Annotated in this window: 30 protein-coding genes; 12 read left to right on the plus strand and 18 right to left on the minus strand. The window is 69.8% G+C overall.

Features of this window, described 5'->3' with window-relative positions:
• Nucleotides 1-29 precede the first annotated feature (29 nt).
• Together ACWCO2_RS19180 and ACWCO2_RS19185 are read right to left on the minus strand one after the other, a co-directional pair.
• Nucleotides 30-623, minus strand: coding sequence for a YdcF family protein (locus tag ACWCO2_RS19180; RefSeq protein ID WP_450129085.1), 594 nt, complete (start codon nt 621-623; stop codon nt 30-32).
• Nucleotides 624-797: 174 nt separating this feature from the next.
• Nucleotides 798-2,183, minus strand: coding sequence for a glycine--tRNA ligase (locus tag ACWCO2_RS19185; RefSeq protein WP_450129086.1), 1,386 nt, complete (start codon nt 2,181-2,183; stop codon nt 798-800).
• Between the two features lie 217 nt (nt 2,184-2,400).
• Between ACWCO2_RS19185 and ACWCO2_RS19190 the strand changes: the two genes are divergently transcribed.
• Complete coding sequence (locus tag ACWCO2_RS19190) at nt 2,401-2,871, plus strand: ArsR/SmtB family transcription factor (protein ID WP_450129154.1); 471 nt, start codon at nt 2,401-2,403, stop codon at nt 2,869-2,871.
• Complete coding sequence (locus ACWCO2_RS19195; RefSeq protein WP_450129087.1) at nt 2,868-3,284, plus strand: Fur family transcriptional regulator; 417 nt, start codon at nt 2,868-2,870, stop codon at nt 3,282-3,284. Before ACWCO2_RS19190 ends, ACWCO2_RS19195 begins: the two co-directional genes overlap by 4 nt.
• 59 nt (nt 3,285-3,343) lie before the next feature.
• Here ACWCO2_RS19195 and ACWCO2_RS19200 read toward each other — a convergent pair whose 3' ends face one another.
• The 5 genes from ACWCO2_RS19200 to recO all read right to left on the minus strand — a co-directional run bounded on the left by ACWCO2_RS19200 (nt 3,344) and on the right by recO (nt 7,406).
• Complete coding sequence (locus tag ACWCO2_RS19200) at nt 3,344-4,042, minus strand: TIGR03943 family putative permease subunit (RefSeq protein WP_450129088.1); 699 nt, start codon at nt 4,040-4,042, stop codon at nt 3,344-3,346.
• Nucleotides 4,042-5,043, minus strand: coding sequence for a permease (locus tag ACWCO2_RS19205; RefSeq protein WP_450129089.1), 1,002 nt, complete (start codon nt 5,041-5,043; stop codon nt 4,042-4,044). The genes ACWCO2_RS19200 and ACWCO2_RS19205 overlap by 1 nt, the downstream gene beginning before the upstream one ends.
• A gap of 243 nt (nt 5,044-5,286) precedes the next feature.
• Nucleotides 5,287-5,712, minus strand: coding sequence for a hypothetical protein (locus ACWCO2_RS19210; RefSeq protein ID WP_450129090.1), 426 nt, complete (start codon nt 5,710-5,712; stop codon nt 5,287-5,289).
• Nucleotides 5,712-6,545, minus strand: coding sequence for an isoprenyl transferase (locus tag ACWCO2_RS19215; RefSeq protein WP_450129091.1), 834 nt, complete (start codon nt 6,543-6,545; stop codon nt 5,712-5,714). Before ACWCO2_RS19215 ends, ACWCO2_RS19210 begins: the two co-directional genes overlap by 1 nt.
• 63 nt (nt 6,546-6,608) lie before the next feature.
• Entirely contained in the window at nt 6,609-7,406 is a 798-nt protein-coding gene (recO, locus tag ACWCO2_RS19220; RefSeq protein ID WP_450129092.1) for a DNA repair protein RecO, read from the minus strand.
• 115 nt (nt 7,407-7,521) lie between these two features.
• On the opposite strand from recO, the gene ACWCO2_RS19225 reads away from it, so the two are divergent.
• On the plus strand, nt 7,522-7,881 hold the full coding sequence (locus ACWCO2_RS19225; RefSeq protein WP_450129093.1) for a DUF4190 domain-containing protein: 360 nt from the start codon (nt 7,522-7,524) through the stop codon (nt 7,879-7,881).
• Nucleotides 7,882-7,887: 6 nt separating this feature from the next.
• Here the strand turns inward: ACWCO2_RS19225 and ACWCO2_RS19230 are convergent, their stop codons facing one another.
• Nucleotides 7,888-8,304 (minus strand): DUF2752 domain-containing protein, encoded by a 417-nt coding sequence (locus ACWCO2_RS19230; RefSeq protein ID WP_450129094.1) that lies wholly within the window; start codon nt 8,302-8,304, stop codon nt 7,888-7,890.
• Between the two features lie 68 nt (nt 8,305-8,372).
• On the opposite strand from ACWCO2_RS19230, the gene ACWCO2_RS19235 reads away from it, so the two are divergent.
• Nucleotides 8,373-8,807, plus strand: a complete 435-nt coding sequence (locus tag ACWCO2_RS19235) for a DUF4190 domain-containing protein (protein ID WP_450129095.1) — start codon at nt 8,373-8,375, stop codon at nt 8,805-8,807.
• A gap of 215 nt (nt 8,808-9,022) precedes the next feature.
• On the opposite strand, the gene era is transcribed toward ACWCO2_RS19235, so the two are convergent.
• From era to hrcA, 9 genes are all read right to left on the minus strand, one after another.
• Entirely contained in the window at nt 9,023-9,928 is a 906-nt protein-coding gene (era, locus tag ACWCO2_RS19240) for a GTPase Era (protein ID WP_450129096.1), read from the minus strand.
• A gap of 237 nt (nt 9,929-10,165) precedes the next feature.
• Nucleotides 10,166-10,531: a cytidine deaminase gene (locus ACWCO2_RS19245; RefSeq protein WP_450129097.1), complete on the minus strand. Its 366-nt coding sequence runs from the start codon at nt 10,529-10,531 to the stop codon at nt 10,166-10,168.
• The gene (locus ACWCO2_RS19250; protein WP_450129155.1) at nt 10,524-11,846 is read right to left on the minus strand and encodes a hemolysin family protein; all 1,323 of its coding nucleotides are present in this window, start codon (nt 11,844-11,846) and stop codon (nt 10,524-10,526) included. Before ACWCO2_RS19250 ends, ACWCO2_RS19245 begins: the two co-directional genes overlap by 8 nt.
• Before the next feature lie 17 nt (nt 11,847-11,863).
• Nucleotides 11,864-12,430, minus strand: a complete 567-nt coding sequence (gene ybeY, locus ACWCO2_RS19255) for an rRNA maturation RNase YbeY (RefSeq protein WP_270952071.1) — start codon at nt 12,428-12,430, stop codon at nt 11,864-11,866.
• Complete coding sequence (locus ACWCO2_RS19260) at nt 12,427-13,509, minus strand: PhoH family protein (RefSeq protein WP_450129098.1); 1,083 nt, start codon at nt 13,507-13,509, stop codon at nt 12,427-12,429. Before ACWCO2_RS19260 ends, ybeY begins: the two co-directional genes overlap by 4 nt.
• Before the next feature lie 392 nt (nt 13,510-13,901).
• The gene (locus ACWCO2_RS19265; protein ID WP_450129099.1) at nt 13,902-14,267 is read right to left on the minus strand and encodes a histidine triad nucleotide-binding protein; all 366 of its coding nucleotides are present in this window, start codon (nt 14,265-14,267) and stop codon (nt 13,902-13,904) included.
• A gap of 466 nt (nt 14,268-14,733) precedes the next feature.
• On the minus strand, nt 14,734-15,477 hold the full coding sequence (locus ACWCO2_RS19270; protein ID WP_450129100.1) for a 16S rRNA (uracil(1498)-N(3))-methyltransferase: 744 nt from the start codon (nt 15,475-15,477) through the stop codon (nt 14,734-14,736).
• Between the two features lie 93 nt (nt 15,478-15,570).
• Nucleotides 15,571-16,746 carry a molecular chaperone DnaJ gene (gene dnaJ, locus ACWCO2_RS19275; RefSeq protein WP_450129101.1) on the minus strand — a complete coding sequence of 392 codons (1,176 nt, stop codon included), beginning with the start codon at nt 16,744-16,746 and terminating at the stop codon, nt 15,571-15,573.
• Between the two features lie 59 nt (nt 16,747-16,805).
• On the minus strand, nt 16,806-17,828 hold the full coding sequence (hrcA, locus tag ACWCO2_RS19280; RefSeq protein WP_450129102.1) for a heat-inducible transcriptional repressor HrcA: 1,023 nt from the start codon (nt 17,826-17,828) through the stop codon (nt 16,806-16,808).
• Nucleotides 17,829-17,912: 84 nt separating this feature from the next.
• Here hrcA and ACWCO2_RS19285 point away from each other — a divergent pair, with 84 nt between their 5' ends.
• Entirely contained in the window at nt 17,913-18,335 is a 423-nt protein-coding gene (locus tag ACWCO2_RS19285) for a type II toxin-antitoxin system VapB family antitoxin (RefSeq protein ID WP_450129103.1), read from the plus strand.
• Nucleotides 18,336-18,554: 219 nt separating this feature from the next.
• On the opposite strand, the gene hemW is transcribed toward ACWCO2_RS19285, so the two are convergent.
• A complete protein-coding gene (hemW, locus tag ACWCO2_RS19290) occupies nt 18,555-19,784 on the minus strand; it encodes a radical SAM family heme chaperone HemW (protein WP_450129104.1) in 1,230 nt (409 codons plus the stop codon).
• A 66-nt stretch (nt 19,785-19,850) separates the two neighbouring features.
• Between hemW and ACWCO2_RS19295 the strand changes: the two genes are divergently transcribed.
• The 7 genes from ACWCO2_RS19295 to ACWCO2_RS19325 all read left to right on the plus strand — a co-directional run bounded on the left by ACWCO2_RS19295 (nt 19,851) and on the right by ACWCO2_RS19325 (nt 26,181).
• Nucleotides 19,851-19,943, plus strand: coding sequence for a putative leader peptide (locus ACWCO2_RS19295; protein WP_351052295.1), 93 nt, complete (start codon nt 19,851-19,853; stop codon nt 19,941-19,943).
• 108 nt (nt 19,944-20,051) lie between these two features.
• Nucleotides 20,052-21,749 (plus strand): nitrite/sulfite reductase, encoded by a 1,698-nt coding sequence (locus ACWCO2_RS19300; protein WP_450129105.1) that lies wholly within the window; start codon nt 20,052-20,054, stop codon nt 21,747-21,749.
• Nucleotides 21,746-21,898: a hypothetical protein gene (locus ACWCO2_RS19305; RefSeq protein ID WP_450129106.1), complete on the plus strand. Its 153-nt coding sequence runs from the start codon at nt 21,746-21,748 to the stop codon at nt 21,896-21,898. The genes ACWCO2_RS19300 and ACWCO2_RS19305 overlap by 4 nt, the downstream gene beginning before the upstream one ends.
• On the plus strand, nt 21,895-22,611 hold the full coding sequence (locus ACWCO2_RS19310; protein WP_450129107.1) for a phosphoadenylyl-sulfate reductase: 717 nt from the start codon (nt 21,895-21,897) through the stop codon (nt 22,609-22,611). Before ACWCO2_RS19305 ends, ACWCO2_RS19310 begins: the two co-directional genes overlap by 4 nt.
• Before the next feature lie 225 nt (nt 22,612-22,836).
• On the plus strand, nt 22,837-23,775 hold the full coding sequence (gene cysD / locus ACWCO2_RS19315; protein WP_450129108.1) for a sulfate adenylyltransferase subunit CysD: 939 nt from the start codon (nt 22,837-22,839) through the stop codon (nt 23,773-23,775).
• A gap of 325 nt (nt 23,776-24,100) precedes the next feature.
• Complete coding sequence (locus ACWCO2_RS19320; RefSeq protein WP_450129156.1) at nt 24,101-25,426, plus strand: sulfate adenylyltransferase subunit 1; 1,326 nt, start codon at nt 24,101-24,103, stop codon at nt 25,424-25,426.
• A 2-nt stretch (nt 25,427-25,428) separates the two neighbouring features.
• On the plus strand, nt 25,429-26,181 hold the full coding sequence (locus tag ACWCO2_RS19325) for a sirohydrochlorin chelatase (RefSeq protein WP_450129109.1): 753 nt from the start codon (nt 25,429-25,431) through the stop codon (nt 26,179-26,181).
• Nucleotides 26,182-26,237: the final 56 nt, after the last annotated feature.

Below are 26,237 nucleotides of genomic sequence, written 5' to 3' on the forward strand. Positions count from 1 at the left end.
GAGCCTGGAATCAATCATCCCGGTGGGCGTCAGCCCAAACCGTCGCCGTTGAGCTCGGCGGGGGCGTGCGTCAGCCGGTAGTACAGCAGCGCGCCGGTCTCCCGGACGATGTACTTGAACTGGAACTCGCGGGTCTGCACGACCGGGCCGGAACGGGCCGGTGAGGACCACGACTCCAACCCGAAGTCGCTGGCCATCGTCCGCGCCCGCAGCGAGTGCCACGGGTCGCTCACGATCAGCGCGGTGTCCCAGCCGCGGTCCGCAGCCAGGTTCGCGACCGCCTTCATGCTGCCCAGCGTGTCCTCGCCGACGTCGACCTCGACGATGTGATCGGCGGGAATTCCGTTGCTGCTCAACCACTTCTTGCCCGCCTGGGCTTCGGTGTAGGCATCGCCGATCTGCCGTCCACCGACGGTGACGACGTATTCGGTCACCCCGGACCGGTACAGCTTCAGCGCCTGGTTGAGCCGCGCTTCCAGCACGTCGGAGGGCTTGCCGTGGTACTGCGCGGCGCCGAGCACGACTACGATGTCCACCGGCCGCCGGTCATCGGCGCGCGCCACCTGCCACACGCGGAACGCGGTACCACCGACGACGAGCAGGGCCACCAGCAGCGTACCCACCAGGACCCGGGTCAGAGTCCGCCCTGAGCGGGACCGGTGGGCGGCTCGGTGCGGACTCACGCTGGCAAAACCTCGCAGAACCTCGGAACCGGTGCTCCGGGCCCGCCCCGAAGGACGAGCCCGGAGTCCGCGCTCAGCATCTCCGTCCGGGGGGCAACCCGAACGGGTGGGAACTCAGCAGCCGATGAGTCGGACCGCCAAGTACTCCTCGAGCTTGTCGATCGCCACCCGCTCCTGGGACATGGTGTCGCGCTCGCGAACCGTGACCGCGTGGTCGGACAGCGTGTCGAAGTCGACCGTCACGCAGAACGGGGTGCCGACCTCGTCCTGGCGGCGGTAGCGACGGCCGATCGCACCGGCGTCGTCGAAGTCGACGTTCCAGTTGCAGCGCAGCTGCGCGGCGATGTCGCGGGCCTTCGGCGACAGGTCGGAGTTGCGGGACAGCGGCAGCACCGCGACCTTGACCGGCGCCAAGCGGCGATCCAGCTTCAGCACCACGCGCTTGTCCACGCCGCCCTTGGCGTTGGGCGCCTCGTCCTCGTGGTAGGAGTCGATCAGGAACGCCATCATCGGACGGCCCACACCGGCTGCCGGCTCGATCACGTACGGCCGGAAGCGGGAGTTGCTGGCCTGGTCGAAGTAGGACAGGTCCACGCCGGAGTGGTTGGAGTGCGTGGTCAGGTCGAAGTCGGTGCGGTTGGCGATGCCCTCGAGCTCACCCCACTCCTGGCCGCCGAAGCGGAACCGGTACTCGATGTCGACCGTGCGTTTGGAGTAGTGCGACAGCTTGTCCTTCGGGTGCTCGTACTCCCGCAGGTTGTCGCTGTTGATGCCCAGACCGGTGTACCAGGCCATGCGCTGGTCGATCCAGTACTGGTGCCACTGCTCGTCCTCGCCCGGCTCGACGAAGAACTCCATCTCCATCTGCTCGAACTCGCGGGTCCGGAAGATGAAGTTGCCCGGGGTGATCTCGTTGCGGAACGACTTGCCGATCTGGCCGATGCCGAACGGCGGCTTCTTGCGCGCCGTGGTCATCACGTTCGCGAAGTTGACGAAGATGCCCTGCGCGGTCTCGGGGCGCAGGTAGTGCATCCCCTCCTCGCTCTCGACCGGCCCCAGGAAGGTCTTGAGCATCATGTTGAACTCGCGCGGCTCGGTGTACTGGCCGCGGACTCCGCAGTTCGGGCACGGGACGTCGGAGAGGTCGTCCTCGGCGATCTCCTTGCCGGTGCGCTCGGCGTACTCCTCGGCGAGCTGGTCGGCGCGGAAGCGGCGGTGGCACGAGGTGCACTCCACCAGCGGGTCGTGGAACGCGGTGACGTGCCCGGAGGCCTCCCAGACCGGGCGCGGCAGGATCACCGAGGAGTCCAGGCCGACGACGTCGTCGCGGCCCTGCACCATGAACTTCCACCACTGGCGCTTGATGTTGTCCTTGAGCTCGACGCCGAGCGGACCGTAGTCCCAGGCCGACCGGGTACCGCCGTAGATCTCACCCGACGGGTAGACGAAACCACGGCGCTTGCAGAGATTGACGATCGTGTCGATCTGGTCGGCGGGCACGTTAACTCCGGAAATCTTTTGCTGGATGAGTCGAACCAGCTGGTCGGGCTGGAGATTCCCAGCGTACCGATCCGGTCGCGGAGGGGGTGCGCCCGGGCTGCGGTGTCGATGCGATCAGCTGTCCGTGTGCTACCCGTAAGATGGGTGCGTGGAGCGTCACTGCGCGATGGCACCGCAGCTCGACGGCCCTGCGCCCAGAAGCCTCGGAGAGGAAGCGATGCCCGCGATCAGCCCGGATGCCGAGTCGGCCCAGCCGAGCACGCGGCCCGGCCTGGACCGCGCCGAGGACCACGTGCACTCCCCCGACCGAGCCGCGCGCCCAGCACCGCAGCGGGATCAGCAGGTCCTGGTGGAGGCCGGCGAGCTGCTGCGCGCCCTGGCCGCCCCGGTGCGGATCGCGATCGTCCTGCAGCTGCGGACCGCCGAGCGCTGCGTGCACGAGCTGGTCGACGCGCTCGACGTCGCCCAGCCGCTGATCAGCCAGCACCTGCGGGTGCTGAAGTCGGCCGGGGTCGTGCACGGCGAGCGGCACGGGCGGGAGGTCGTCTACCGGCTCGTCGACGAGCACTTGGCGCACATCGTGGTGGACGCCGTCGCGCACGCGGAGGAGATCTCCGGTGCCCGGTCGCGCGGACCGGCGGCGCACTCCATCGAACCCGACGGCGGACAGGAGACGGAGACAGCGTGACCACCGGCGAGGGCCCCGCGGTCGGGGTACCGGGACTGCGGGCCACCAAGCAGCGAGCGGCGGTGTCGAAGCTGCTGGACCAGATCGACGACTTCCGGTCGGCGCAGGAGCTGCACGAGGAGCTGCGGCGGCAGGGCGAGGGCATCGGCCTGACCACGGTCTACCGAACCCTGCAGACCTTGGCCGACGCAGGCGAGGTCGACGTGCTGCGCAACCCGTCGGGTGAGGCGGTCTACCGGCGGTGCTCCAGCCATCACCACCATCACCTGGTGTGCCGCCACTGCGGGCGGACCGTCGAGGTCGCCGACCCGCCGGTGGAGAACTGGGCGGAGCGCATCGGCCAGGAGCACGGCTTCACCGACGTCAGCCACACCGTGGAGATCATCGGGACCTGCCCGAACTGCACCGACTGAACAACTTTGCGCCGTGAGCACTTCGGGCCGTCATGACAGCCCGAAGTGTTCACGGCTTTTCAGTACTCATAGGTGTCCGGTGGGGCTGGGATGGTGCGGAGAGTGAGCACGTCCACGGTCGGGACGTAGTCGTTGGCTTCGGTCGCCGTGCCCGGGCGGAGGCGGGCCGTCACCTCGATCCAGGTGTCCGCCGGGAGGCCGACCGCCTGCGGTGCACCGGCGAGGTCGATCTTCACCGGTGCCGCGTCGGCCGCACAGCAGCTGATGCGCATTCGCGCGAGCTGCGCGGTGTCCGGCTTCGGGTGCACGACGAAGCCCTGGAGGCGGACCGTTCGGTGGTCGAGCGCGCCGCTGTTGTCCCAGATCACGCGGGTTACGAACTCCGACGCGCTCAGCAGCGGCTCCGGGCCCGGCGGCAGGTCCGGGAACAGCGATTCCGCTGGAGCCTGCGGGGCGGCGGCCCGGTCGCGGGTGACCGAGTCCGAGCCCAGCGCGGGCGGTGCGACCAGGAAGATCGCGAACACCGGAAACAGCAGCATCCACGGACTGCGCGAGTTGTGCTCGTGGCTCCCGGCTCCGCTCACGCGGATGTCGCGGATGATGGCGAACGCCGCGAGCCCGACCATGACCAGCCCGGACGCCACCAGCCACGGGAACAGCGACGGCTTGACGTAGCGCAGGTAGCTGCCGCCGAGTGCGATCTTGAGCAGCGCGCCGCCGAGCAGCAGCAACAGCAGGTTCTGGGTTTCCCGGCGCATCACGAACCTCCCAGCAGCACTGCCCCGACCGCGATGGCGCAGGCGATCGCGACCACGAACGTCACCGGCGCGAAGCGGGCCGCGAACCCGCGCCCGAAAGCGCCCGACTGCAGCGCGATCAGCTTCAGGTCCACCACCGGCCCGACGACCAGGAACACCAGCTTCGGGATCAGCGGCAGCCCCGGCATCGACGCCACCACGAACGCATCTGCCTCGCTGCACAGCGCCAGCACCACCGCGAGCACGGCCATTACCAGCACGCCGAGCACGAGCTGACCGCCCAGCGACTCCAGCCACTCGGTGGGCACGAGGACGTTGAACACCGCGGACGTCAGGCCGCCCAGCACCAGGAACCCACCGGCCTCGACCAGGTCGTGCCGCGCCGATTCGGCGAACACGACCCAGCGGTTGTCGCCGTGCTGCGGTTCGACCCGGCGCAGCGCGCGTTCGGCCAACCACTCGGCTTTGCCCAACCGGGCCCAGAGCCAGCCCATCATGCAGGCCGTCAGCAGCGAGCCGAGGAACCTGGCCAGCACCATCCGGGGTTCGCCGGGGAAGGCGACCGCGGTGGACACCAGCACGATCGGGTTGATCGCCGGCGCGGCCAGCAGGAACGCCAGCGCGGCAGCGGGCGCGACGCCCTGCTGCATCAGGCGGCGCGCCACCGGCACCGACGCGCATTCGCACCCGGGCAACGCAAGACCCGCAGCACCAGCGACCGGGACCGCCGCACCGGGTTTGGCCGGCAGCACGCGGCGCAGCGCGTCCGGCGGGACGAAGGCCGCGATGAAGCCGCTGACCAGCACGCCGAGCACCAGGAACGGCATCGCCTGCACGCAGACCGCGACGAACACCGTCGATCCGGTGCGCAGCGCTGGGACGTCCAGCAGCGCGATCAGCTGCGGCTGGAACACCGCAGCGAGCACCAGCAGGACGCAGAGCACCTCCAACGAAGTGATGACGGGGCGCCGCGTGCGCGGCGGATCGGCGAGCTCAGTCACCCGCACATCGTGGCAGTTCGAACTGATAATCGTTCGCACTAGTGTGACGCGATCATCCCCGAACACCACCCACGGCGAATCACCCCTGGTCAAGCAGAGGTTCGAACCCAGCACTCACCGGATCCGACACACCGACGGATCCCCTGAGCGAGGGTGTTGAACCGCAATGCGGAAGTTCTCCACAGGACCCGGAACCTGTCCCCCTCCGGCGTGTCGGGAGCCCGACACGCCGTGGGAATCGCGTCAGGACGCGGTGTCTTCGGATTCGAGGAGTTCGGCGCGCAGCTGGGACGCCGTGGCCACGACGAGCATCATCAGAGTGCCCAGCGGGGTCGGCGCCATTCCCTCGGCCGGGAACGCGTAGCGCAGCGTGACGTCCATGCCGCGTTCGGTGCGGACCACGCCCAGCGTGCCGAACAGGCCCTGCCCAGCGCGCTCCGCGACGGACTGGGCGAGCTCCTCGGTCGCCGGCAGGTCCCACGCGACCACGCAGGTCAGGCTCAGCACGGTCAGCCCTTCGGCGAGCTGCATCGCCTGCACCGCGCACGGCACCTCGGAGTGCCGGAAGGTCAGCGCGCCGTCGTCGTCGACGTGCACGTCGTGGTAGGTCTCCAGCGCTTCCTTCGCCGCGGTCATCAACCGCGCCGTGGTTGCGGCCTCCTGGGTCATCAATTGCCCTCCTGGGCGGGTTCACCGGACGCCGCCCGATCAACAGCCCCGCCGAACCGCCGGTCGCGGCGCGCGTACTCCTCGCACGCGTGCCACAGGTGCCGTCGGTCCACGTCGGGGAACAGGGTGTCCTGGAAGACGAACTCGGCGTAGGCGGACTGCCAGATCATGAAGTTCGACGTCCGCCGCTCCCCGGAGGGCCGGATGAACAGGTCCACGTCCGGCATCTCCGGCTGGTACAGGTACTTCGCGAGGGTGCGCTCGTCGACCCGCTCCGGGTTGATCTTCCCGGCCGCCGCCAGCCGCGCGATCTCCCGCGCCGCGTCGCCGATCTCGGCCCGGCCGCCGTAGTTGACGCACATGGTCAGGTTCATGACCTCGTTCTTCTCCGTGCGCACCTCGGCGGACTGCAGCTCGTTGACCACGCTGCGCCACAGCTTCGGCTTGCGCCCGGCCCAACGCACCCGCACGCCCATCTCGTCGAGCTCGTCGACGCGCCGCCGGATCACGTCGCGGTTGAAGCCCATCAGGAACCGCACCTCGTCCGGGCTGCGCTTCCAGTTCTCGGTGGAGAAGGCGTACAGCGACAGCCACTTGACGCCGAGCTCGATCGCACCGCGGGCCAGCTCCAGCACGACGGCCTCGCCGCGCTTGTGCCCCTCGATGCGGGGCAGGCCGCGCTCGTTGGCCCACCGGCCGTTGCCGTCCATCACGACCGCGACGTGGTTGGGCACGAACTCGGCAGGCAGCGCCGGCGGCTTCTCCCCCGAGGCGTGCGGATCCGGCGCCCGTACGGTCGGGTCGTCCTTGCCCCGCCCACGGCGTCGCAACATATCTGGCTTCTCCCCTTCGGACTGCGTGCGGCTTCATTGTCCCCGCCCGCGTCGATCAACAGTTCAGCGCCCGTCCTCGGCGGTGCCGACCAGCGCGGCTTCCGCCGCCCGCTCCCGGATCAGCTCCGGCACGGTGCGCTCGACCAGCGGCAGCGAGCGCAGCTGGCGTTCCATGTGCCACTGCAGGTGGGCGGCGATCAACCCGCTCGCCTCGCGGCGCACCGACGGCTCGGCCCGCTCCGCGCTCGCCCAGTCGCCGTGCAGCAGCGCCTCCATCAACGGCAGCGTGTGCGCGGACGGCCGGACCGAACCGGCCGGGCGGCACTGAGCGCACACCGCGCCACCGGCCTGCACGTTGAACGCCACGTGGGGCCCGGACTCGCCACACCGCGCGCACTCGGACAACGCCGGGGCCCACCCGGCGAACGACATCGCGCGCAGCAGGAACGCGTCGAGGACCTGCGAGGAGTCGCGATCCCGGGCGGCCAGCGCCCGCAGCGCTCCGTTGGCCAGCAGGTAGAGCCGCAGCACCGGTTCGCCCTCTTCGGCGGCCAGCCGGTCCACGGTCTCCAGCACCGCGCAGGCCGCGGTGTAGCGCTGGTAGTCGTCGACGATGTGCAGGCCGAAGGCGTCCAGCGTCTGCACCTGGGTGATCACGTCGAGCGTGCGACCGGTGTAGAGCTGCACGTCGACGTGGCAGAACGGTTCGACGCGGGCACCGAACCTCGACGTGGTCCGACGCACCCCCTTGGCCACCGCGCGCACCTTCCCGTAGCGGCGGGTCAGCAGGGTTATGATCCGATCCGCCTCACCCAGCTTCTGCACCCGCAGAACGACCGCGGTATCCCGGTAGAGGCTCACCCCCACATCGTCGCACCTCTGTGCGGGCAACTCGCGAGCAAGGCGAAGAATGCGGGGATCCGTTTCGCCCTTCGGGACGTCCCATCGGTGAACCGGCTGAATTTGAGAGGAACGGATGACCTACCCGTATGACCCCAACGCCCAGTACTACCAGGCCCCGCAGCCGTACGGCATGGGTTATCCGCAGCCCCCGCGGAACAACGGCATGGCGATCGCGTCGATGTGCGTCTCGCTGGCCTCGATCCTGATGTGCCACGCATCGGTGGTCGTCGGGCCGGTCGGCGCGATCCTCGGGCACGTGTCGCTGCGCGAGATCAAGCGCAACCCGCAGGCCTACACCAACCGCGGCATGGCGTTGACCGGCATCATCGTCGGCTGGTCGCTGTTCGCGGTGTGGGCGTCGATCATCGCGTTCCTCATCCTCGCCGCCACCGGCCTGCTCGGTTCAGCGCTCGAGGCCGAGCTCTCGAACTAGCGGGGCTCAGGCGCGCAGCACGTCGAAGGGCGGGAAGGGCAGGTTCCGCAGCACGGTCCAGGCGATCATCGAGACGCCGAGTGCCACCGCCGCGACCTTCCCCCACCGCCCCGGCGGCCACATCCGCCGGGCCAGCCCCAGTTCGAACCTGGCTCCGGCGATCAGCAGCGCGAGCGCCAGCGGAGCGAGCACGAGCACGGCGTAGGCGTTGTGGTCGAGGGCCGCGGACAGATCGCCGCGCAGCAGGTCCGCGCACATCCGGCTGCCACCGCACCCCGGGCAGTCGACGCCGAAGGCCGCCTTGATGGGGCACTGGATCGCGATGACCCCGCTGCCGAACAGGAGCCCGAGCCCTGCAGTCGCGACGACCGCGGTCGCGGTCCACTTCAACCGCAACGGGGAACGCATCCGCACTGACAACACGTCGTACCAGGGTAGTCAATTCTCCAGCGCGCCCCGCACCAGATTTGCCAAGATCAGACGAACTTCCCATGGTGGACGGAGAACCCGAGTTGACAACGCCCCCGTACGACCCCAACAACCCGAACAGCGGAGGATTCGAACAGCCCTACGACCCGAACTACGCGCAGCAGCCCTACGTCCAGCCGCAGTACGGGCAGCCTGCCTACGTTCCCGTGGTCGGCGTGTCCGTGCTTCCGCCGAACAACGGGTTGGCCGTCGCCTCGATGGTGGTGTCGCTGGTCGGCATCCCACTGATGTGCGCGTGGATCGGCTTCCTGCTCGGGATCCTCGGGGTGGTCTTCGGCCACATCGCGCAGACCCAGATCAAGCGCGACGGCACCCGCGGCTCGGGCATGGCGATGGCCGGGATCGTCATCGGCTACTGCATCATCGGGTTCCTGGCGGCCCTCGTCGCGCTGCCGTTCCTGATCACCGGCTTCGCGGTGCCGCTGCTCGGCATGTGACCGCCTGGTGGGCGGTCGGGCCGGCCGCCCACCAGGGCTCAGGCCCGCAGCGCGTGGAACGGCTCGAACGGCAAGTTCCGGACCACGCCCCAGAGCAGCAGCGGCGGGCCGTCCAGAACGGGGCGCGGGTCTCCCCGCACTCGGGCCAGGCAGGACCGTACCCAACGCGAATTCACCGTTCGGTCGATTCCGGTGAATCCATCACGTTGGTGTGATCAGAACCCCAGCTTGCGCAGCTGCCTCGGGTCGCGCTGCCAGTCCTTGGCCACCTTGACGTGCAGGTCCAGGTAGATCTTGCTGCCCAGCAGCGCCTGGATGTGCTTGCGCGCCTGGGTGCCGACCGCGCGCAGACGCTCCCCGCCGCGGCCGATGACGATCGACTTCTGGCTGGAGCGCTCGACGTAGACCACCGCGTGCACGTCGATCAGGTCGTCACGGTCCTCGCGCGGGATCATCTCCTCGATGGTCACCGCCAGCGAGTGCGGCAGCTCGTCGCGCACGCCCTCCAGCGCGGCCTCGCGGATCAGTTCGGCGATCAGGGTGGTCTCCGGCTCGTCGGTCAGCTCACCGTCCGGGTACAGCTGCGGCCCCTCCGGCATCTGCTTCACGAGCAGGTCGGAGAGCACGTCGACCTGGTAGGAATCCTTGGCCGACACCGGAACCAGGTCCGCGAAGTCCATCACCTGCTGCAGGTCCAGCAGCTGCCGGGCGACCTGGTCCTTGGACACCAGGTCGGTCTTGGTGACGATGCCCAGCACCGGGGTGCGGCGGGCCACCTTCTTCAGCTGCTCGACGATGTACCGGTCACCCGGGCCGACCTTCTGGTCCGCCGGCACGCAGAACCCGACCACGTCGACCTCGGACCAGGTCTCGTAGACCAGGTCGTTGAGCCGCTTGCCGAGCAGGGTGCGCGGGCGGTGCAGGCCAGGGGTGTCGACGATGATCAGCTGCGCGTCCGGGCGGTGCACGATGCCGCGGATGGCGTGCCTGGTGGTCTGCGGCTTGCTGGAGGTGATCGCCACCTTGGAGCCGACCAGGCTGTTCGTCAGCGTCGACTTCCCGGCGTTGGGGCGGCCGACGAAGCAGGCGAATCCGGAGCGGTGCACATCAGAGCTGGTCACCGACCCATTGTGACCGCCCCGCCCGCACCCCCTCGCACCGGGCACCGTTCCCGACCCGACGCCGAGTCCGGCGCCTTCCCGAGCCCCGGAGTTCGCGATTTCAATGGAACTCGGACATCCGTTTTCCCTTGAAATCGCATCAGATCCCGACGCACCCGGGTGTGTCGGGCGCCCGCCCCACGAGGCGATTCCACAGTTTCAATTGAAACTGTGGAATCGCCTGGTCGAGCGCGGGAGTTATGCGGAGCGGACTCCGGCGACATCGCCTCGGGCGTCGGCGCGGAGGATCGGGGCCGTGGAGGTGAGGTCGTGGACTGCTGCGACGGAGTCCGCGTCCACGGAGTCCGCGTCGGTGACGACTGCGGCGGCCTCGAGGCCTTCAGCGCCGCTGGAGACCGCGGCGGCCACTGCCGCCTGCAGCGCCGTGAGGTTCAGGGACGGGAGGGCGACCGTGGTGGCCGCGTAGGTCCGGCCGTCGGTGTCGCGGACCGCCGCGCCCTCGGCGGCGCCGTTGCGGGCGCGGGACGACCTGGCGAGGGTGACGATCTTGGCGTCCTCCGGGTCGATCTGCTGCGGTGCTGCCGCTTCCACGTGCTCAGCCACGGCTGTTGCTTCCCTCCTGGTCAGCACCGCGCAGCGGTGCTTGGTCGGTGTTGGCCGGGCGGACCAGCAGCGCGTTGATGCGGATCCGTCCCCGGTGGTCCTTGCCGCCCTCGGCGCGCAGCTTCAGCCCGGCGATCTCGGCTTCCGCGCCCGGCAGCGGAACCCGGCCGAGGCGCTGCGCCAGCAAGCCGCCGACCGTCTCCACGTCGGAGTCGTCGAGCTCGACGCCGAACAGCTCGCCGAGGTCCTCCACCGGCAACCGCGAGCTGACCCGGACGGTGCCGTCCTCGAGCTTCTCGATCGGCCGGTGCTCTTCCAGATCGGACTCGTCGGTGATCTCGCCAACGATCTCCTCGATGATGTCCTCGATGGTCAGCAGCCCGGCGGTGCCGCCGTACTCGTCAACGGCGATAGCCAGGTGGCTGCGGGACAGCTGCATCTCGCGCAGCAGCTCGTCCACCCGCTTGGTATCGGGCACGAAGCTCGCCGGGCGCATCAGCTCGGACACCGGCGGACCGGCCTCGTCGCGGGCGGTCAGCACCGCGCGGGTGAGGTCCTTGACGGTCACCACACCGACGATGTCGTCGACGCTCTCGCCGATCACCGGCACCCGGGAGAACCCGGAGCGCAGGCACAGCGCCAGCGCCTGCCGGGCGGACTTGGTCTGCTCGATCCAGATGATTTCCGGCCGCGGCACCATGACCTCGCGGGCCAGCGTGTCGCCGAGCTCGAAGACCGAGTGAATCATCTCCCGCTCGTCGGCGGCCACCACGCCGCGCTCCCCCGCCAGGTCCACCAACTCGCGCAGCTCCACTTCGGTGGAGAACGGGCCCTCGCGGAACCCCTTGCCCGGGGTGATCATGTTGCCGATCAGGATCAGCAGCCTGGTCAGCGGGTTGAGCAGCCGGGCCAGCACGCGCACCGGCGCGGCCACCTTCAGCCCGATGCCGTAGGGGTGCTGCCGACCGAGCGTGCGCGGGCCAACGCCGACCAGCACGTACGAGGCCACCAGCATGATCAGCCAGGCGATCACCACCGCCCAGGCCTCGGAGTTCGCCAGCCGCAGCGCGACCACCGTGACCAGCACGGTGGCGCCCAACTCGCAGGCCAACCGCAGCAGCAGGAGCAGGTTGACGTGTCGGGGGCGGTCGGCGAGCAGCAGCGCGAACTGCTTGGCCCCGCTCCGGCCTTCACGCACCAGTTCATCGACGCGTGCGCGGGAGGCCACCGTGACGGCGGACTCCGAAGCTGCGAACACCCCGGCGGCCAGCACCAGCAGCACTGCCGCGATCAAGAACGCGGTGGAATCGGCCAATTCCAACGCCGACTCCCTCAGTTGGCAGGTGCCGGACCGCCCTGCGGCGGCTCCGACTCGTCCAGTCCGACCGCGCCCAGCACGCGGTCGTCGGCGCTGCGCTGCGCCTCCGCGCGCTCGGCCTCGGCGCGGGCCTCGCGGAACTCGGCGAGGATGCGGTTCTGCAGGCCGAACATCTCCCGCTCCTCCTCCGGCTCGGCGTGGTCGTAGCCGAGGAGGTGCAGCACGCCGTGCACGGTCAGCAGGTGCAGCTCGTCGAGCATGCTGTGCCCGGCCTTGCGGGCCTGGTCGCGGGCGAACGCCGGGCAGAGCACGATGTCGCCCAGCAGCGCCGGACCGGCTCCGGCCGAGTCAGGCCGACGGGCCGAGTCGTACTCGTCCATCGGGAACGACATCACGTCGGTGGGGCCGGGCAGGTCCATCCACCGCTCGTGCAGGTCGGCCATCACGTCGAGCTCCACCAGCACGATGGACAGCTCGGCGAGCTGGCTGACGCTCATCTTGTCCAGGGCGAAGCGCGCGGCCGAGACGATGGTCGCCTCGGGCACTGCGACGCCGGATTCGTTGGCGATCTCGATGCTCATGCTCGTCCTCGTCGCTGCCCGTTGCGCCGACCGTGGCGGTCGTGCGGTTCTGCGTCTTCCAATGCGTGCCAGCGGTCGTACGCGTTGACGATGTCGGTCACCAGCCGGTGCCGCACCACGTCGTGGCTGTCCAGCTGGGCGAAGTGCACGTCGTCGACACCGCCCAGGATCTCCTGGACGACCTTCAGCCCGCTGCGCTGGCCACCGGGCAGGTCGATCTGGGTGACGTCTCCGGTGACCACGATCTTGGAGCCGAAGCCCAGCCGGGTCAGGAACATCTTCATCTGCTCGGGCGTGGTGTTCTGCGCCTCGTCCAGGATGATGAACGCGTCGTTAAGGGTCCGACCGCGCATGTAGGCCAGCGGCGCGATCTCGATTGTCCCGGCCTGCGTCAGCCGCGGCACCGACTCCGGGTCGACCATGTCGTGCAGCGCGTCGTACAGCGGCCGCAGGTACGGGTCGATCTTCTCGTAGAGGGTGCCCGGCAGGAAGCCGAGCCGTTCGCCGGCCTCGACCGCGGGACGGGTCAGGATGATCCGGTTGACCTGCTTGGCCTGCAGCGCCTGCACAGCTTTGGCCATCGCCAGGTACGTTTTGCCGGTACCGGCCGGGCCGATGCCGAACACCACGGTGTGGTGGTCGATGGCGTCGACATAGCGCTTCTGGTTCAGCGTCTTGGGCCGGATGGTCCGACCGCGCCGCGACACGATGTCCAGGCTCAGCACGTCGGCGGGCGACTCGTTGTGGTCTGCCGAAAGCATCCCGACGCTGCGGCGGACCACGTCCGGGGTCAGCGGGCCGCCCTTGCCGATCAACGCGATGAGCTCGGCGAACACCCGCTCCGCGAACGCCACCTCGGCGGGGTCGCCGGACAGCGTCACCTCGTTGCCCCGAACGTGGACATCAGCGGTGAGCAGGTCTTCGACGACCCGCAGGTTCTGGTCGCGGGATCCGACCAACGTCAGGACGACGTCGTCGGGAACGGTCACCTTGGACTGCGCCCTCGCGGTCTGGGCTGTTGCCGTCTGGGGTGGTTCTCCGGACTGGGCGGCAGCGCCACCCGCTGCAATACCGGCCACGTGTGTTCGGGCCTGCCTTCTGCGCGATCCGCGCGGGTCGTTCGGTCATTTCTGCCTGGCACCGATGGTAGTCCACGCGACAATCGAATTGCCGTCGTCACCGCCCGCGAACGACGTGGATCACGCGAGGCCGCGGTGGCGGCGCAGCGCCCGACCGCGCCACCACCGGAGAGGCCATTCAACGCCTGCCTTCGAACTGGTTTTGTCGTTGAAGCGGCGTAGCCGCTCAGCCCGCATACAGCACTTGCATCGCCGCGGGTTCTCAGCGTTCGCCTGGCGAGGGCAGCTCTGACGCCGTGTACTGGACCACAAGTCAGGGCTCCCGCAGTCCAGGCGGACGCTGAGGTTCCGCTACCCGCGCCGCAGCTCAAAACGAGTACGTCAGACAGCACTCAGCCCTTGAGCGGACCGCCGGTAAGGCCGCCGAGCGGCTCGCCGCCCAGCAGGTGCAGGTGGACGTGGAAGATCGTCTGGCCGGCGTCCGCGTTGGTGTTGAACAGCAGCCGGTAGCCGGACTCCTCGATGCCCTCCTGCGCGGCGATCTCGCGGGCCGTGGTGATCAGTTCGGCGAGCAACTCCGGGTCGGCTGCGGCCAGCTCGGCGGCGTTGCGGTGGCGCTTCTTCGGCACCACCAGCACGTGCGTGGGCGCCTGCGGGTTGATGTCGCGGATGGCGATGACCCGCTCGTTCTCCCGCACGACGTCAGCGGGGATCTCGCGCTCGATGATCCGCAGGAACAAGGAATCCATGTCGCTCATGCCGGAAGACTAAGGGGTGCCGACTCTGCCCCGGGTGGCGGTCGATGCCCCGCACGCTGCGCCGCAACCGGGTCTGGGGGGATTCCCGTTTGCGGCGCAGCTCTCGCCGGACCGAGGGGGGAGGTGTCCGGCGAGTGCTGGGCTCCGATGCCCCGTGCGGCACCGGTCGCGGCAGAGCCGCGATATCCACTTTCGCCACCGAGCGTAGCGTCCCATCAACCATTCGCGCTACGCGCCTTACGAACTTTTTGATCTTCCTTCGCGCACAGTTACCCCGCTCGAACCGCCGTCCTGCGCACTAGGAACCACAGTTTCAATTGAATCTGTAACTTCCACCCACGGCGGATCACAGTTTCAATTGAAACTGTGGCTCTGGTGGCCGCCCGGGGGCGTCAGACGGCGGGATGGGAGCGGGGGAAGTGTGGACTGATCGGGGGTCCGGCGATCGGGTGATGGGTGGGGGGGATCAGGTCCAGCGGTTGGTGCGGACGCCGAGGGCGCCGAGGGCGACTGCGGCGGCGGTGGAGGCTCGGAGGACCGTTGGGCCGAGGCGCACCACATGGGCTCCGGCGTCGGTCAAAGTTGCGAGTTCCTCGCTGGCGATGCCGCCCTCCGGTCCCACCACGAGGATCAGTTCTCCCGAGTCGGGGAGATCGACGGAGGCCAGCGACTCGGTCGCCGATTCGTGCAGCACGAGGGTCACGTCGGCGCTGTTGACCAGCGCGGCGAGCTGCTTGGTGCTCACCGGCTCGTCCACCTGCGGTGTCCACGCCCGGCGCGCCTGCTTCGCCGCCTGCTCCGCGGCGCTTCGCCAGCGCGCCAGCGCCTTCGCTCCGCGCGGGCCGTCGTCCCACTTCGCCACGCAGCGCGAAGCGCGCCACGGCACGACCGCGTCGACCCCGGCCTCGGTCGCCAGCTCCACCGCGAGCTCGCCGCGATCGCCCTTCACCAGGGCTTGCGCGAGCCGCACGCGCAGCGCGGGCTGCGGTTCCTGCCAGGTTTCGGCGACCGCGAGCTCCAGGGAGTCCTTGGCGGTGGCCACCACCTCGCAACGGGCCATGCCGCCCGCGCGGTCGGAGAGCAGCAGGTGCTCCCCCACCCGGAGTCGGCGCACGGTGGCCGCGTGCTTGCCCTCCGGACCGTCCAATGTGGTCGGTCCGACGGCGGGCAGCTGCTCGACGGTGAACACCGGCAGCGAGGATTCCGACACGTCCTGCCCCTCAGTCCTTGGCCCCGGAAGCGGCATTCCGGGACGCCCGCTCAGGTGCGTCCCGGAATGCTGCCCGGAGTTCGAGTGGTGTTCTCAGCGGTGCCCGAAGGAGCGGAACCGGGAGAACAGCCCGTGCCGGCTGCCGTTGCCGTTCGCGGTGACGGTCGGTTCCGGCTGCTCCTCGCCGCGCAGCGAGGCCAGCTGGCGCAGCAGGTCGGCCTGCGAGTCGTCGAGCTTGGTCGGCACCACGACGTCCAGGTGGACGTACAGGTCGCCGTGCCCGCTGACCTTGCCGTTGGAGCGCAGCTTCGGCAGGCCGCGACCGCTGAGCACGTGCTCGGTGCCGGGCTGCGTGCCGGGCTCGACGGTGAGCTCTTCCTGACCGCCGTCGAGGGTCTCCAGCGTCAGCACCGTGCCCAGCGCGGCCGCCGTCATCGGCAGCTCGACGGTGCAGTGCAGGTCCGCGCCGTCGCGGGTGAACCGCTCGTGCGGCAGCTCCTCGACCTCGACGAACAGGTCACCGGCCGGTCCGCCGCCGGGCCCGACCTCGCCTTCGCCGGCCAGCCGGACCCGCATCCCGTCGCCGACACCGGCCGGGATCTTGACCGTGATGGTGCGCCGCGCGCGGACCCGTCCGTCGCCGTTGCACTGCTGGCACGGGTCGGTGATGACCTCGCCGAAGCCGCGGCAGACCGGGCACGGGCGAGAGGTCATGACCTGCCCGAGGAACGAGCGCTGCACCGACTGCACCTCACCGCGACCACCGCAGGTGTCGCAGGTCGAGGGCGCGCTGCCGGCCTTCGAGCCGCCGCCGTCGCAGGAGTCGCAGAGCACCGCCGTGTCGACGGTGATGTCCCGGTTGACGCCGCTGGCGCACTCCTCCAGCGTGAGCTCCAGCCGCAGCAGCGCATCCGAGCCCGGCTGGACCCGGCTGCGCGGACCGCGCCCACCGCCACCGCCGGCACCGCCGCCGAAGAAGGCGTCCATGATGTCGCCGAGCCCGCCGAAACCGGCGAACGGATCGCCCATCCCGCCGCCGGCGCCGCCACCGTTGCCCAGCGGGTCACCGCCGAGGTCGACGACCTGCCGCTTCTGCGGGTCGGACAACACCTCGTATGCGGTGGTCACCTCGCGGAACCGCTCCTGAGCGGCCTCGTCGGGGTTGACGTCCGGGTGCAGTTCCCGCGCGAGTTTGCGGTACGCCCGCTTGATCTGCTCGGGCGTCGCGTCCTTGGACACGCCGAGAGTCCCGTAGTAGTCCGTGGCCACCTTCTCCGTACTTCCTCTGCTCGATCAACGAGTGCAACGCCGGTCCTGCTGGTGAAACGTCACCGACCGACCAGGATCTCACCCACGTACCGGGCGACTGCTCGCACCGCCGCCATCGTCCCCGGATAGTCCATCCGAGTGGGCCCGACGACGCCGAGGCCCCCCAGCACCATGCCATCCGAACCGTAACCGGTCGAAATCACCGAGGTCGTCTGCATCTCCTTGGCCTCGTTCTCCATCCCGATGCTGACCCGGACGGTGCCGGAGTCGCGAGAGGCGGCGAGCAGCTTGAGCACCACCACCTGTTCCTCCAGCGCCTCCATGACCTGGCGCAACGAGTTGGGGAAGTCTGCCACGTTGTTGGTGAGGTTCGGGGTGCCGCCGAGCACCATCCGCTCTTCCGGGTGCTCCACCAGCGAGTCGATGAGCACGCTGCACACCCGGATCAGCGCATCGCGCAGTTCCGACGGCGCCTGGTCGGGCAGCTCGGCGACCGCCGCCGAGGCGTCGGCCAGCCGCTTCTCCGCCATCGCCGCGTTGAGCACGTTGCGCAGCCGCGCCACGTCGTCGTCGGTGATGACGTCGCCCAGGTCGACCACCCGCTGGTCGACGCGCCCGGTGTTGGTGATCAGCACCAGCATCAGGCGAGCCGGGGTAATGGTGACCACTTCGACGTGCCGGACGGTGGAGCGGGTCAGCGTCGGGTACTGCACGACGGCGACCTGCCGGGTCAGCTGTGCCAGCAGCCGCACGCTGCGCCGCATCACGTCGTCGAGGTCCAGCGCGCCTTCCAGGAAGGTGTGGATCGCGCGGCGCTCGGCGCCGGTCAGCGGCTTGATCTCGTGCAGGCGGTCGACGAACAGCCGGTAGCCCTTGTCGGTGGGCACCCGTCCGGCGCTGGTGTGCGGCTGGACGATGAGGCCCTCCTCCTCCAGCACCGCCATGTCGTTGCGAACGGTGGCGCTGGACACACCGAGATCGTGGCGTTCGACGAGTGCCTTGGAGCCGACCGGCTCCTTGCTCGACACGTAATCCGCGACAATCGCCCGCAGGATCTCGAACCGGCGTTCGTCCGCGCTCACCCGCGCCACCTCCTCTTCGCCCAGTAGCACCTGCCCAGTCTGATGCGCCCGGACTGGGCCCCGGGTACCACCATCGAGTTTACGGTGTTGTTCGCCCAGGACCGAGAGCCGCAGGTAGGCACCGGTAGCCTGCCGCCGGATCAGCCGTTCGCCAGGAGGTACCAGCACGTGATCTTCAAGGACGTCCGCGAGGGCCGGCCGTATCCGGAACTCCGGATGTCCCTGCGGGAGTGGGCCGAGGTGCCACCGCGCCCGGTGCGGATGGAGGAACTGGTCACCACGACCAAGGTCCTGCACCTGGATCGGCTGCTGAGCCCGGACTCGACGTTCTTCGGCGACCTGTTCCCGCACGTGGTCCGCTGGCGCGGCGAGCTCTTCCTCGAGGACGGCCTCCACCGAGCCCTCCGCTCGGCCCTCCACCAGCGAACGGTCCTGCACGCCCGGGTCTTCGACCTCGACGCTCCGGCACGCGATTTCAATGGAAATCAGACGTCTGATTTCCATTGAAATCGCACAAGTTCTCCACAGGACCCGGGACCTGTCCACACCCTCCGGTGTGTCAGGCGCCCGACACACCGTGGGGCCACAGTTTCAATTGAAACTGTGGTCACCCCTGCCTGGGAATTACAGTTTCAATTGAAACTGTGTTCAGTCGTGACTGAAATCTGCAGGTGCGACGAGCCTTTTCATCCTGTCCGGACTGTGACCGCGAAGCACGACCGGCGGTCACGCGATGAGGCGTTGGACCACTCCGTCGGCGAGGAGGCGGCCTCGGTCGGTGAGGACGCAGCGGCCTGCGGTGAGGGCTTCGCGGTCGAGAAGGCCGTCGGTCGCCGCTTGCTTCGCCTCGAGGACTCCGGATTCGTCGAGGGCCTTCATCGAAAGTCCTTCTGCCACGCGGAGTTCCAGCATGACCCGCTCGATTCGCTGGTCCTCGGCGCTCAGTCGTTCGCGGCCCGCCGCCGGGGAATTGCCCTCCGCCAGCTGGGACGCGTAGCGGGCCGGGTGCTTGACGTTCCACCAGCGGACTCCGCCGACGTGGCTGTGCGCGCCGGGCCCGGCGCCCCACCAGTCACCGCCCTGCCAGTAGCCGAGGTTGTGGCGGCAGGCCGCCTCCTCGTCGCTGGCCCAGTTGGATACCTCGTACCAGGTCAGGCCCACTTCGGCGAGGGTCCGGTCGATCAGCTCGTAGCGGTCGGCGAGCACGTCGTCGTCGGGCATCGGCAGTTCGCCGCGGCGGACCTTACGGGCCATCGCCGTGCCGTCCTCCACGATCAGCGCGTAGGCCGAGACGTGGTCCACGCCGGTGCTCAGCACCGCGTCCAGCGAGCGGCGCAGGTCGTCGTCGGTCTCCCCCGGCGTGCCGTAGATCAGGTCCAGGTTGACGTGCTCGAACCCGGCCTTCCGCGCCTCGCGGGCCGCTTCCACCGCGCGCCCCGGGGTGTGCCGCCGCTCCAGGATCCGCAGCACGTGCTCGGCGGCCGACTGCATGCCCAGCGACACCCGCGTGTACCCGGCGTCGCGGATCGCGGCGAAGAACTCCGGCGAGGTCGACTCGGGGTTGGACTCGGTGGTGACCTCCGCCGCCTCCGCCAGTCCGAACGTGGCGCGGATCGCCGCCACGACCTCGCCCAGGCGCTGTGCGCCGAGCAGCGACGGCGTGCCACCTCCGACGAACACCGTCTGCGCCTGCGGCACCGGCGCATCGCCCTGCGCCAACACCCGCGCTCCCAGCTCCAGCTCGGCCTTGAGACCGTCCAGCCAACTGCCGAAGCTCGAGGACGACCCCAGCTCGTCGGCGGTGTAGGTGTTGAAGTCGCAGTACCCGCAGCGGGTGGCGCAGAACGGCACGTGGACGTACACCCCGAAGGGCCGCGAACCGAGTCCGGTCAGGGCCTCGGGCGGCAGGGTTCCGTCTGCCGGCGCGGGTTCGCCGGTGGGCAGCTGAGCAGGCACAGCACCACTGTCTCACCATTCGGATGGCCTTGGACCGGCCGGTGGGCGCGTGGCACGCTCCTTCACATGGGCGCAACCTTGCCGACGCTTTTGCTGGTCGCCCGCCGCTACGTGGACCTGCGGCGGGTCTCCAGCTGTTTGTGCCGCGCTACGGGTTGATCCCGCGCTGCTGCATTGTCCAGTCGGCGCCGGGGGCGCCGAGCAGTGCGATCCGTCACCGACGGGGTTCCACGCGGCGTCGCCGCGCCTGAATCCCGGAGGTCGGACATGGTCCCCCCGACGGAAGCTGCCCCCCGCCCCGCCCGCAAGCGCAAGACGCGCGGCGAAGGCCAGTGGGCTCTCGGCTACCGCGAGCCGCTCAACGCCAACGAACGGTCCAAGAAGGACGACAACCCGCTCAACGTCCGGCAGCGCATCGAGACGATCTACGCCCACGGCGGCTTCGACTCGATCGACCCGGCTGATCTTCGGGGTCGTTTCCGCTGGTGGGGTCTTTACACCCAGCGCGCACCGGGCATCCCGGGCGCGCGCACCGGCACGATCGAACCCGAAGAGCTCGACGACCGCTACTTCATGCTGCGGGTGCGCATCGACGGCGGTGCGCTGACCACCGAGCAGCTGCGCACCATCGGCGAGATCTCGCAGACCTACGCCCGCGACACCGCCGACATCACCGACCGGCAGAACGTCCAGCTGCACTGGGTGCGGGTGGAGGACGTGCCGACGATCTGGCAGAAGCTGGAGGCCGTCGGACTGTCCACCACCGAGGCCTGCGGCGACTGCCCGCGCGTGGTGCTGGGTTCGCCGGTGGCCGGGATCGCCGCCGACGAGATCGTCGACGCCACCCCGGCGATCGAGGAGATCACCGAGAAGTACATCGGCGACCGGTCGCTGTCCAACCTGCCGCGCAAGTTCAAGACCGCGATCAGCGGTTCGCCGCGATGGGACACCGTGCCGGAGATCAACGACATCTCGCTGGTCGGCGTGGTGCACCCGGAGCACGGCCCCGGTTTCGACCTGTGGGTCGGCGGTGGCCTGTCGACCAACCCGAAGCTGGCCGTGCGCCTGGGTGCCTGGGTGCCGCTGGACGAGGCCGCCGAGGTGTGGCACGCGGTGGTGGCGATCTTCCGCGACTACGGCTACCGGCGGCTGCGGCACCGGGCCCGGTTGAAGTTCCTGGTCAACGACTGGGGTGCGGAGAAGTTCCGGCAGGTGCTGGAGGGCGAGTACCTGGGCCGCAAGCTGATCGACGGCCCCGCACCGGAGACTCCGACCGGGCACCGCGACCACATCGGCGTGCACCCGCAGACCGACGGCAACTTCTACGTGGGTGTGAAGTCCGAGGCCGGGCGGGTCAGCGGCTCGACGCTGGTGGAGGTGGCCAAGGCCGCCGAGCGCGTCGGATCGCGACGAGTTCGCACCACCGTGGAGCAGAACCTGCTCGTCCTGGACGTAGCGCAGTCCGAAGTGGACGGACTGGTCTCGGATCTGGCCGGGCTGGGGCTGCGGGCGGATCCGTCGCCGTGGCGGCGCAGCGTGATCGCCTGCACCGGCATCGAGTTCTGCAAGCTGGCCATCGTCGAGACCAAGCAGCGGGCGATCGCCCTGGTCCACGACCTGGAGCAGCGGCTGGCCGACATCCAGGGCGACATCGCCGACCCGGTGACGATCAACCTCAACGGCTGCCCGAACGCCTGCGCCCGCACCCAGGTCGCCGACATCGGCTTGAAGGGCCAGATGGTGCCGGACGGCGACGGCAACCCGGTGGAGGGATTCCAGGTGCACCTGGGCGGCGGGCTCGGGATCGACGCCGGGTTCGGCCGCAAGATCCGCGGCCACAAGGTCACCTCCGCCGAACTCGGCGACTACGTGGAACGCCTGGTCCGCCGCTACCTGGAGCAGCGCGGCGACGGTGAGCGCTTCGCGCAGTGGGTCGCCCGCGCCGACGAGGACGACCTCAAATGAGCCGCGCGGCACCGTTCTACTGCCCGTACTGCGGCGAAGAGGACCTGGCGCCCGAAGCCGAACCGGCCGGGGCGTGGAAGTGCTTGTCGTGCCTGCGAGTTTTCGCGGTGCGGCTCGTCGGGTTGGCCTTGGGAGAGGAACGACGATGACCACTACGAACATCGGCACCCGGCGCAGCGACGATGAGCTGCGGGCGCTGGTCGAGGAGGCCGCCCCGCGGCTGGCCGAAGCCAGCGCGGAGGAGGCGCTGCGCTGGGCCGCGGGGAACTTCGGCGACGGGCTGATCGTCGCGTCGAACATGCAGGACGCGGTGCTGGTCGACCTGGCGGCCAACGCCAGGCCCGGTGTGGACGTCCTGTTCCTGGAAACGGGCTACCACTTCGCCGAGACCATCGGCGCCCGAGACGCCGTGGCGCAGGTCTACGACGTCACCATCGTCGACGCGCTCCCGGCGCAGACGGTTGCCCAGCAGGACGCCGCCGAGGGCCCGCGGCTCTACGAGCGGGACACGAACCGCTGCTGCTTCCTGCGCAAGGTGGTGCCGCTGCGCAACACCCTGGCCCGCTACGAGGCGTGGGTGACGGGCGTGCGACGGGTGGAGGCCCCGACGCGGGCGAACACCCCGATCGTCACCTGGGACGAGCGCAACGGGCTGGTCAAGATCAACCCGCTGGCGGCCTGGTCGGACGAGGAGATGCAGCGCTACATCGATGAGCACGGCGTGCTGGTGAACCCGCTGGTGGCGGCCGGATACCCGTCGATCGGCTGTCAACCGTGCACCGCCAAACCCGCACCGGGCGCGGACCCGCGCAGCGGCCGGTGGGCGGGCAGCGCCAAGACCGAGTGCGGACTGCACGGCTGAATTTATGTTTCCGGACTCGTTTTGCGTAGCGATGCCAGTAGCGGAACCTCAGCGTCCGCCTGGACTGCGGGTGCCCAACTTGATGTATGCCAATACACGGCAGTGGGGCCGTCTTCGCCAGGCGAACGCTGAGAACCCGCGGCGGTGCAAGCGCCGAGGGTGGGCTAAACGCCTCCGGCGTTTCAAAGACAACGACCAAGCAGTCCCATAACCTTGGGAGAGGACATGACTGCAATCGACCTGCCGGCCGATCCGCTGACCGACGTGCCGCCGCAGGTGGACAACCTCGACGCGCTGGAGTCCGAGGCGGTCCACATCTTCCGCGAGGTCGCCGGGGAGTTCGACCGGCCGGTGATCCTGTTCTCCGGCGGCAAGGACTCCACGGTGCTGGTGCACTTGGCGCTCAAGGCGTTCCGCCCCGCGCCGGTGCCGTTTCCGCTGCTGCACGTCGACACCGGGCACAACTTCCCGGAGGTGCTGGCGTTCCGCGACGAGATCGCGGCCCGGCACGACCTGCGGCTGGTAGTGGCGTCGGTGCAGGACTACATCGACGACGGGCGGCTGGCGGAACGACCGGACGGCACCCGCAACCCGCTGCAGACCACGCCGCTGCTGGACTCCATCGGCGACAACCGGTTCGACGCGGTGTTCGGCGGCGGTCGCCGCGACGAGGAGCGGGCCCGCGCCAAGGAGCGGATCTTCAGCCTGCGCAACGCCTTCGGCCAGTGGGACCCGCGCCGCCAGCGCCCCGAGCTGTGGAACCTCTACAACGGCCGGCACCGGCCGGGCGAGCACGTGCGGGTGTTCCCGCTGTCGAACTGGACCGAGCTGGACATCTGGCGCTACATCCAGCGGGAGAAGATCGAGCTGCCGGACATCTACTACGCGCACCGCCGCGAGGTCTACCAGCGCGACGGCATGTGGCTGACCTCCGGCCCGTGGGGCGGTCCGCGCGACGGCGAGGTCCCGGCGCTCAAGACGGTCCGCTACCGCACGGTCGGCGACGGTTCCTGCACCGGCGCGGTGGAATCCGAGGCGTACACAGTAGACGACGTGATCGCCGAGGTCGCGGCCAGCCGACTGACCGAACGCGGCGCCACCCGAGCCGACGACCGCATCTCCGAAGCAGCGATGGAGGACCGCAAGCGCGAGGGCTACTTCTGAGCAGCCGAGCAATCGGCGGTGGGGCAGCCCGGTATGCGGTCGTCGTCAGGCAAGCGGCGCCAGCCGCTTCGAGCGGTAAACAGCACCGCGCGGCGCGGGTCGCATGCGCCGCAGGCGCATAGCCCACCCAAGCAGCTTGCACCGCCGCGGGTTCTCAGACTGCGCCCGCCCGACTTGGGCTCTTGGCGAGGACAGCCCGTTCGCCGTGCATTGGTCATGCATGAAAACGGGATCCCGCAGCCAGGCGGCGTCTGAGGTTCCGCTACTCGCACCGCCACGCAAAACGACCACGTCCTCATTGAAGGGTTCCCGAATGACCGAGACCATGACCCGCACCGCGCCGGACAGCGGCACCGAGGTGACCTTGCCGGTGCAGACCGACCTGCTGCGGTTGGCCACCGCCGGGTCCGTCGACGATGGCAAGAGCACCCTGGTCGGACGGCTGCTGCACGACACCAAGTCGGTGCTGGCCGACCAGCTGGACGCCGTGCACCGCGCCAGCGCCGACCGCGGCCTGGCGACGCCGGACCTGTCGTTGCTGGTCGACGGCCTGCGCGCGGAGCGTGAGCAGGGCATCACCATCGACGTGGCCTACCGCTACTTCGCCACCCCGAAGCGCACCTTCGTGCTGGCCGACACCCCCGGCCACGTGCAGTACACCCGCAACACCGTCACCGGCGCCTCGACCGCGCAGCTGGCGGTGCTGCTGGTGGACGCGCGCAAGGGCGTCATCGAGCAGACCCGGCGGCACGCGGCGGTGCTGGCGCTGCTGGGCGTGCCGCAGCTGGTGCTGGCCGTGAACAAGATCGACATGGTCGACTTCGACGAAGCGGTGTTCACCCGCATCGCCGCCGAGTTCACCGAGCACGCCCGCGCGCTGGGCTACCGCGACGACTCCGTGGTGACCATCCCGGTGTCCGCGCTGCTCGGCGACAACGTGGTGGAGCACTCGGCGAACACGCCCTGGTACGACGGCCCGTCGCTGCTGGAGCACTTGGAGGGCGTGCCGGTGGCGCCGGACCCGCACGACGCGCCGTTCCGCCTGCCGGTGCAGTACGTGATCCGCCCGCGCACCGCGGAGCACCCGGACTACCGGGGTTTCGCGGGCCAGGTGGCGGCCGGGATCGTCACCGAGGGCGACGAAGTCGTGGTGCTGCCCGCCGGGGTGCGGACGCGCGTGTCCAAGGTGGACACTCCGAACGGCGCGAAGCCGAGCGCCGCGGCCGGTCACTCGATCACGCTGCTGCTGGCCGATGACGTGGACATCTCGCGCGGTGACCTGATCGCCGCCGCCGACGCCGCCCCGGAGCTGACCGACGAGCTCGACGCCACGGTGTGCTGGCTGGCCGAGAAGCCGCTGAAGCCGGGCGCGAAGGTGCTGGTGAAGCACGGCACACGAACGGTGCAGACCATCGTCACCGAGCTGTCGGCCCGCTTCGACGAGCAGCAGCTGTCCAGTGTGGATGCTCCGGATGCGTTGCAGCTCAACGAGATCGGCCGAGTGCAGCTGCGCACCGCGGAGCGGCTACCGGTGGACGCCTACGCGGCCAGCCGCCGCACCGGCTCGTTCCTGGTGATCGACCCCGCCGACGGAACCACGCTGGCTGCGGGCCTGATCGGGGTGCCGCTGGCGCCGTTCGCGGCGGAATGACCATGACGGCGCCTCTGGTGGCAGTCGCCCACGGCAGCCGGGACCCGCGCTCGGCCGCGACCATCCACGCCCTGTTGGACGTGGTGCGCGCGCTGCGCCCGGACCTCGACGTGCGAGCGGCGTTCCTGGACCTGTCGGCACCGCGCCTGGGCGACGTGCTCAGCGCGGTGCACGGCGACGGCCACGACACGGCGGTGGTCGTCCCGCTCCTGCTCGGCCGCGCCTTCCACGCCCGCGTGGACGTCCCAGCGGCGGTGGCCGAGACGCAGCGCCGCTACCCACGTCTCCAGGTGCACGTCACCGACGTCCTGGGCCCCGACCCGCGTCTGGAATCAGCAGCCTGGCGCCGCCTGCTGGAAACCGGAGTCGATCCCGACGACCCGGAGCTCGGCGTGCTGCTGGCGAGCGCGGGCTCCTCGCACGCCCTGGCGAATCAGCTGGTCGCAGACGTCGCGGAACGCTGGCAGGCGAAAACGGCCTGGGCAGGGGCAGTCGCAACCTTCGCAGCGGCGGCCGAACCGGCAGTGCCAGCGGCGATCGAGCTCCTGCGCGCCCGAGGCGCCCGTCGCATCGCGGTCGCCTCCTGGTTCCTCGCCCCGGGCCTGCTCCCCGACCGAATCACCGCCCTGGCCCGCGAGCATGCGTCGGGCCCCCTGATCGCAGCCCCGATGGCAGACGACGAAGCCCTGGCGGACCTGGTCCTCAACCGCTACGCCGAAGCCCGAGGATCGGCCCACCTACCCGTCGCTCTCTGACTTCGAAGAAGGGCCTCGCATCCGACGCGCTCCACTATTTGCCCACTTCACCCATG

It is taken from the genome of Saccharopolyspora sp. NPDC002376 (genome assembly GCF_053593195.1).

Bases quoted from the DNA above. Each gene is read 5' to 3' on its own strand.
- ACWCO2_RS19190 (WP_450129154.1), top strand. From the start codon at position 2,401: ATGCCCGCGATCAGCCCGGATGCCGAGTCGGCCCAGCCGAGCACGCGG.
- ACWCO2_RS19200 (WP_450129088.1), bottom strand. From the start codon at position 4,042: ATGCGCCGGGAAACCCAGAACCTGCTGTTGCTGCTGCTCGGCGGCGCG.
- ACWCO2_RS19210 (WP_450129090.1), bottom strand. From the start codon at position 5,712: ATGACCCAGGAGGCCGCAACCACGGCGCGGTTGATGACCGCGGCGAAG.
- ACWCO2_RS19215 (WP_450129091.1), bottom strand. From the start codon at position 6,545: ATGTTGCGACGCCGTGGGCGGGGCAAGGACGACCCGACCGTACGGGCG.
- ACWCO2_RS19225 (WP_450129093.1), top strand. From the start codon at position 7,522: ATGACCTACCCGTATGACCCCAACGCCCAGTACTACCAGGCCCCGCAG.
- ACWCO2_RS19235 (WP_450129095.1), top strand. From the start codon at position 8,373: ATGGTGGACGGAGAACCCGAGTTGACAACGCCCCCGTACGACCCCAAC.
- ybeY (WP_270952071.1), bottom strand. From the start codon at position 12,430: ATGAGCATCGAGATCGCCAACGAATCCGGCGTCGCAGTGCCCGAGGCG.
- ACWCO2_RS19265 (WP_450129099.1), bottom strand. From the start codon at position 14,267: ATGAGCGACATGGATTCCTTGTTCCTGCGGATCATCGAGCGCGAGATC.
- ACWCO2_RS19295 (WP_351052295.1), top strand. From the start codon at position 19,851: ATGGGCGCAACCTTGCCGACGCTTTTGCTGGTCGCCCGCCGCTACGTG.
- ACWCO2_RS19300 (WP_450129105.1), top strand. From the start codon at position 20,052: ATGGTCCCCCCGACGGAAGCTGCCCCCCGCCCCGCCCGCAAGCGCAAG.
- ACWCO2_RS19305 (WP_450129106.1), top strand. From the start codon at position 21,746: ATGAGCCGCGCGGCACCGTTCTACTGCCCGTACTGCGGCGAAGAGGAC.
- ACWCO2_RS19310 (WP_450129107.1), top strand. From the start codon at position 21,895: ATGACCACTACGAACATCGGCACCCGGCGCAGCGACGATGAGCTGCGG.
- cysD (WP_450129108.1), top strand. From the start codon at position 22,837: ATGACTGCAATCGACCTGCCGGCCGATCCGCTGACCGACGTGCCGCCG.
- ACWCO2_RS19320 (WP_450129156.1), top strand. From the start codon at position 24,101: ATGACCCGCACCGCGCCGGACAGCGGCACCGAGGTGACCTTGCCGGTG.
- ACWCO2_RS19325 (WP_450129109.1), top strand. From the start codon at position 25,429: ATGACGGCGCCTCTGGTGGCAGTCGCCCACGGCAGCCGGGACCCGCGC.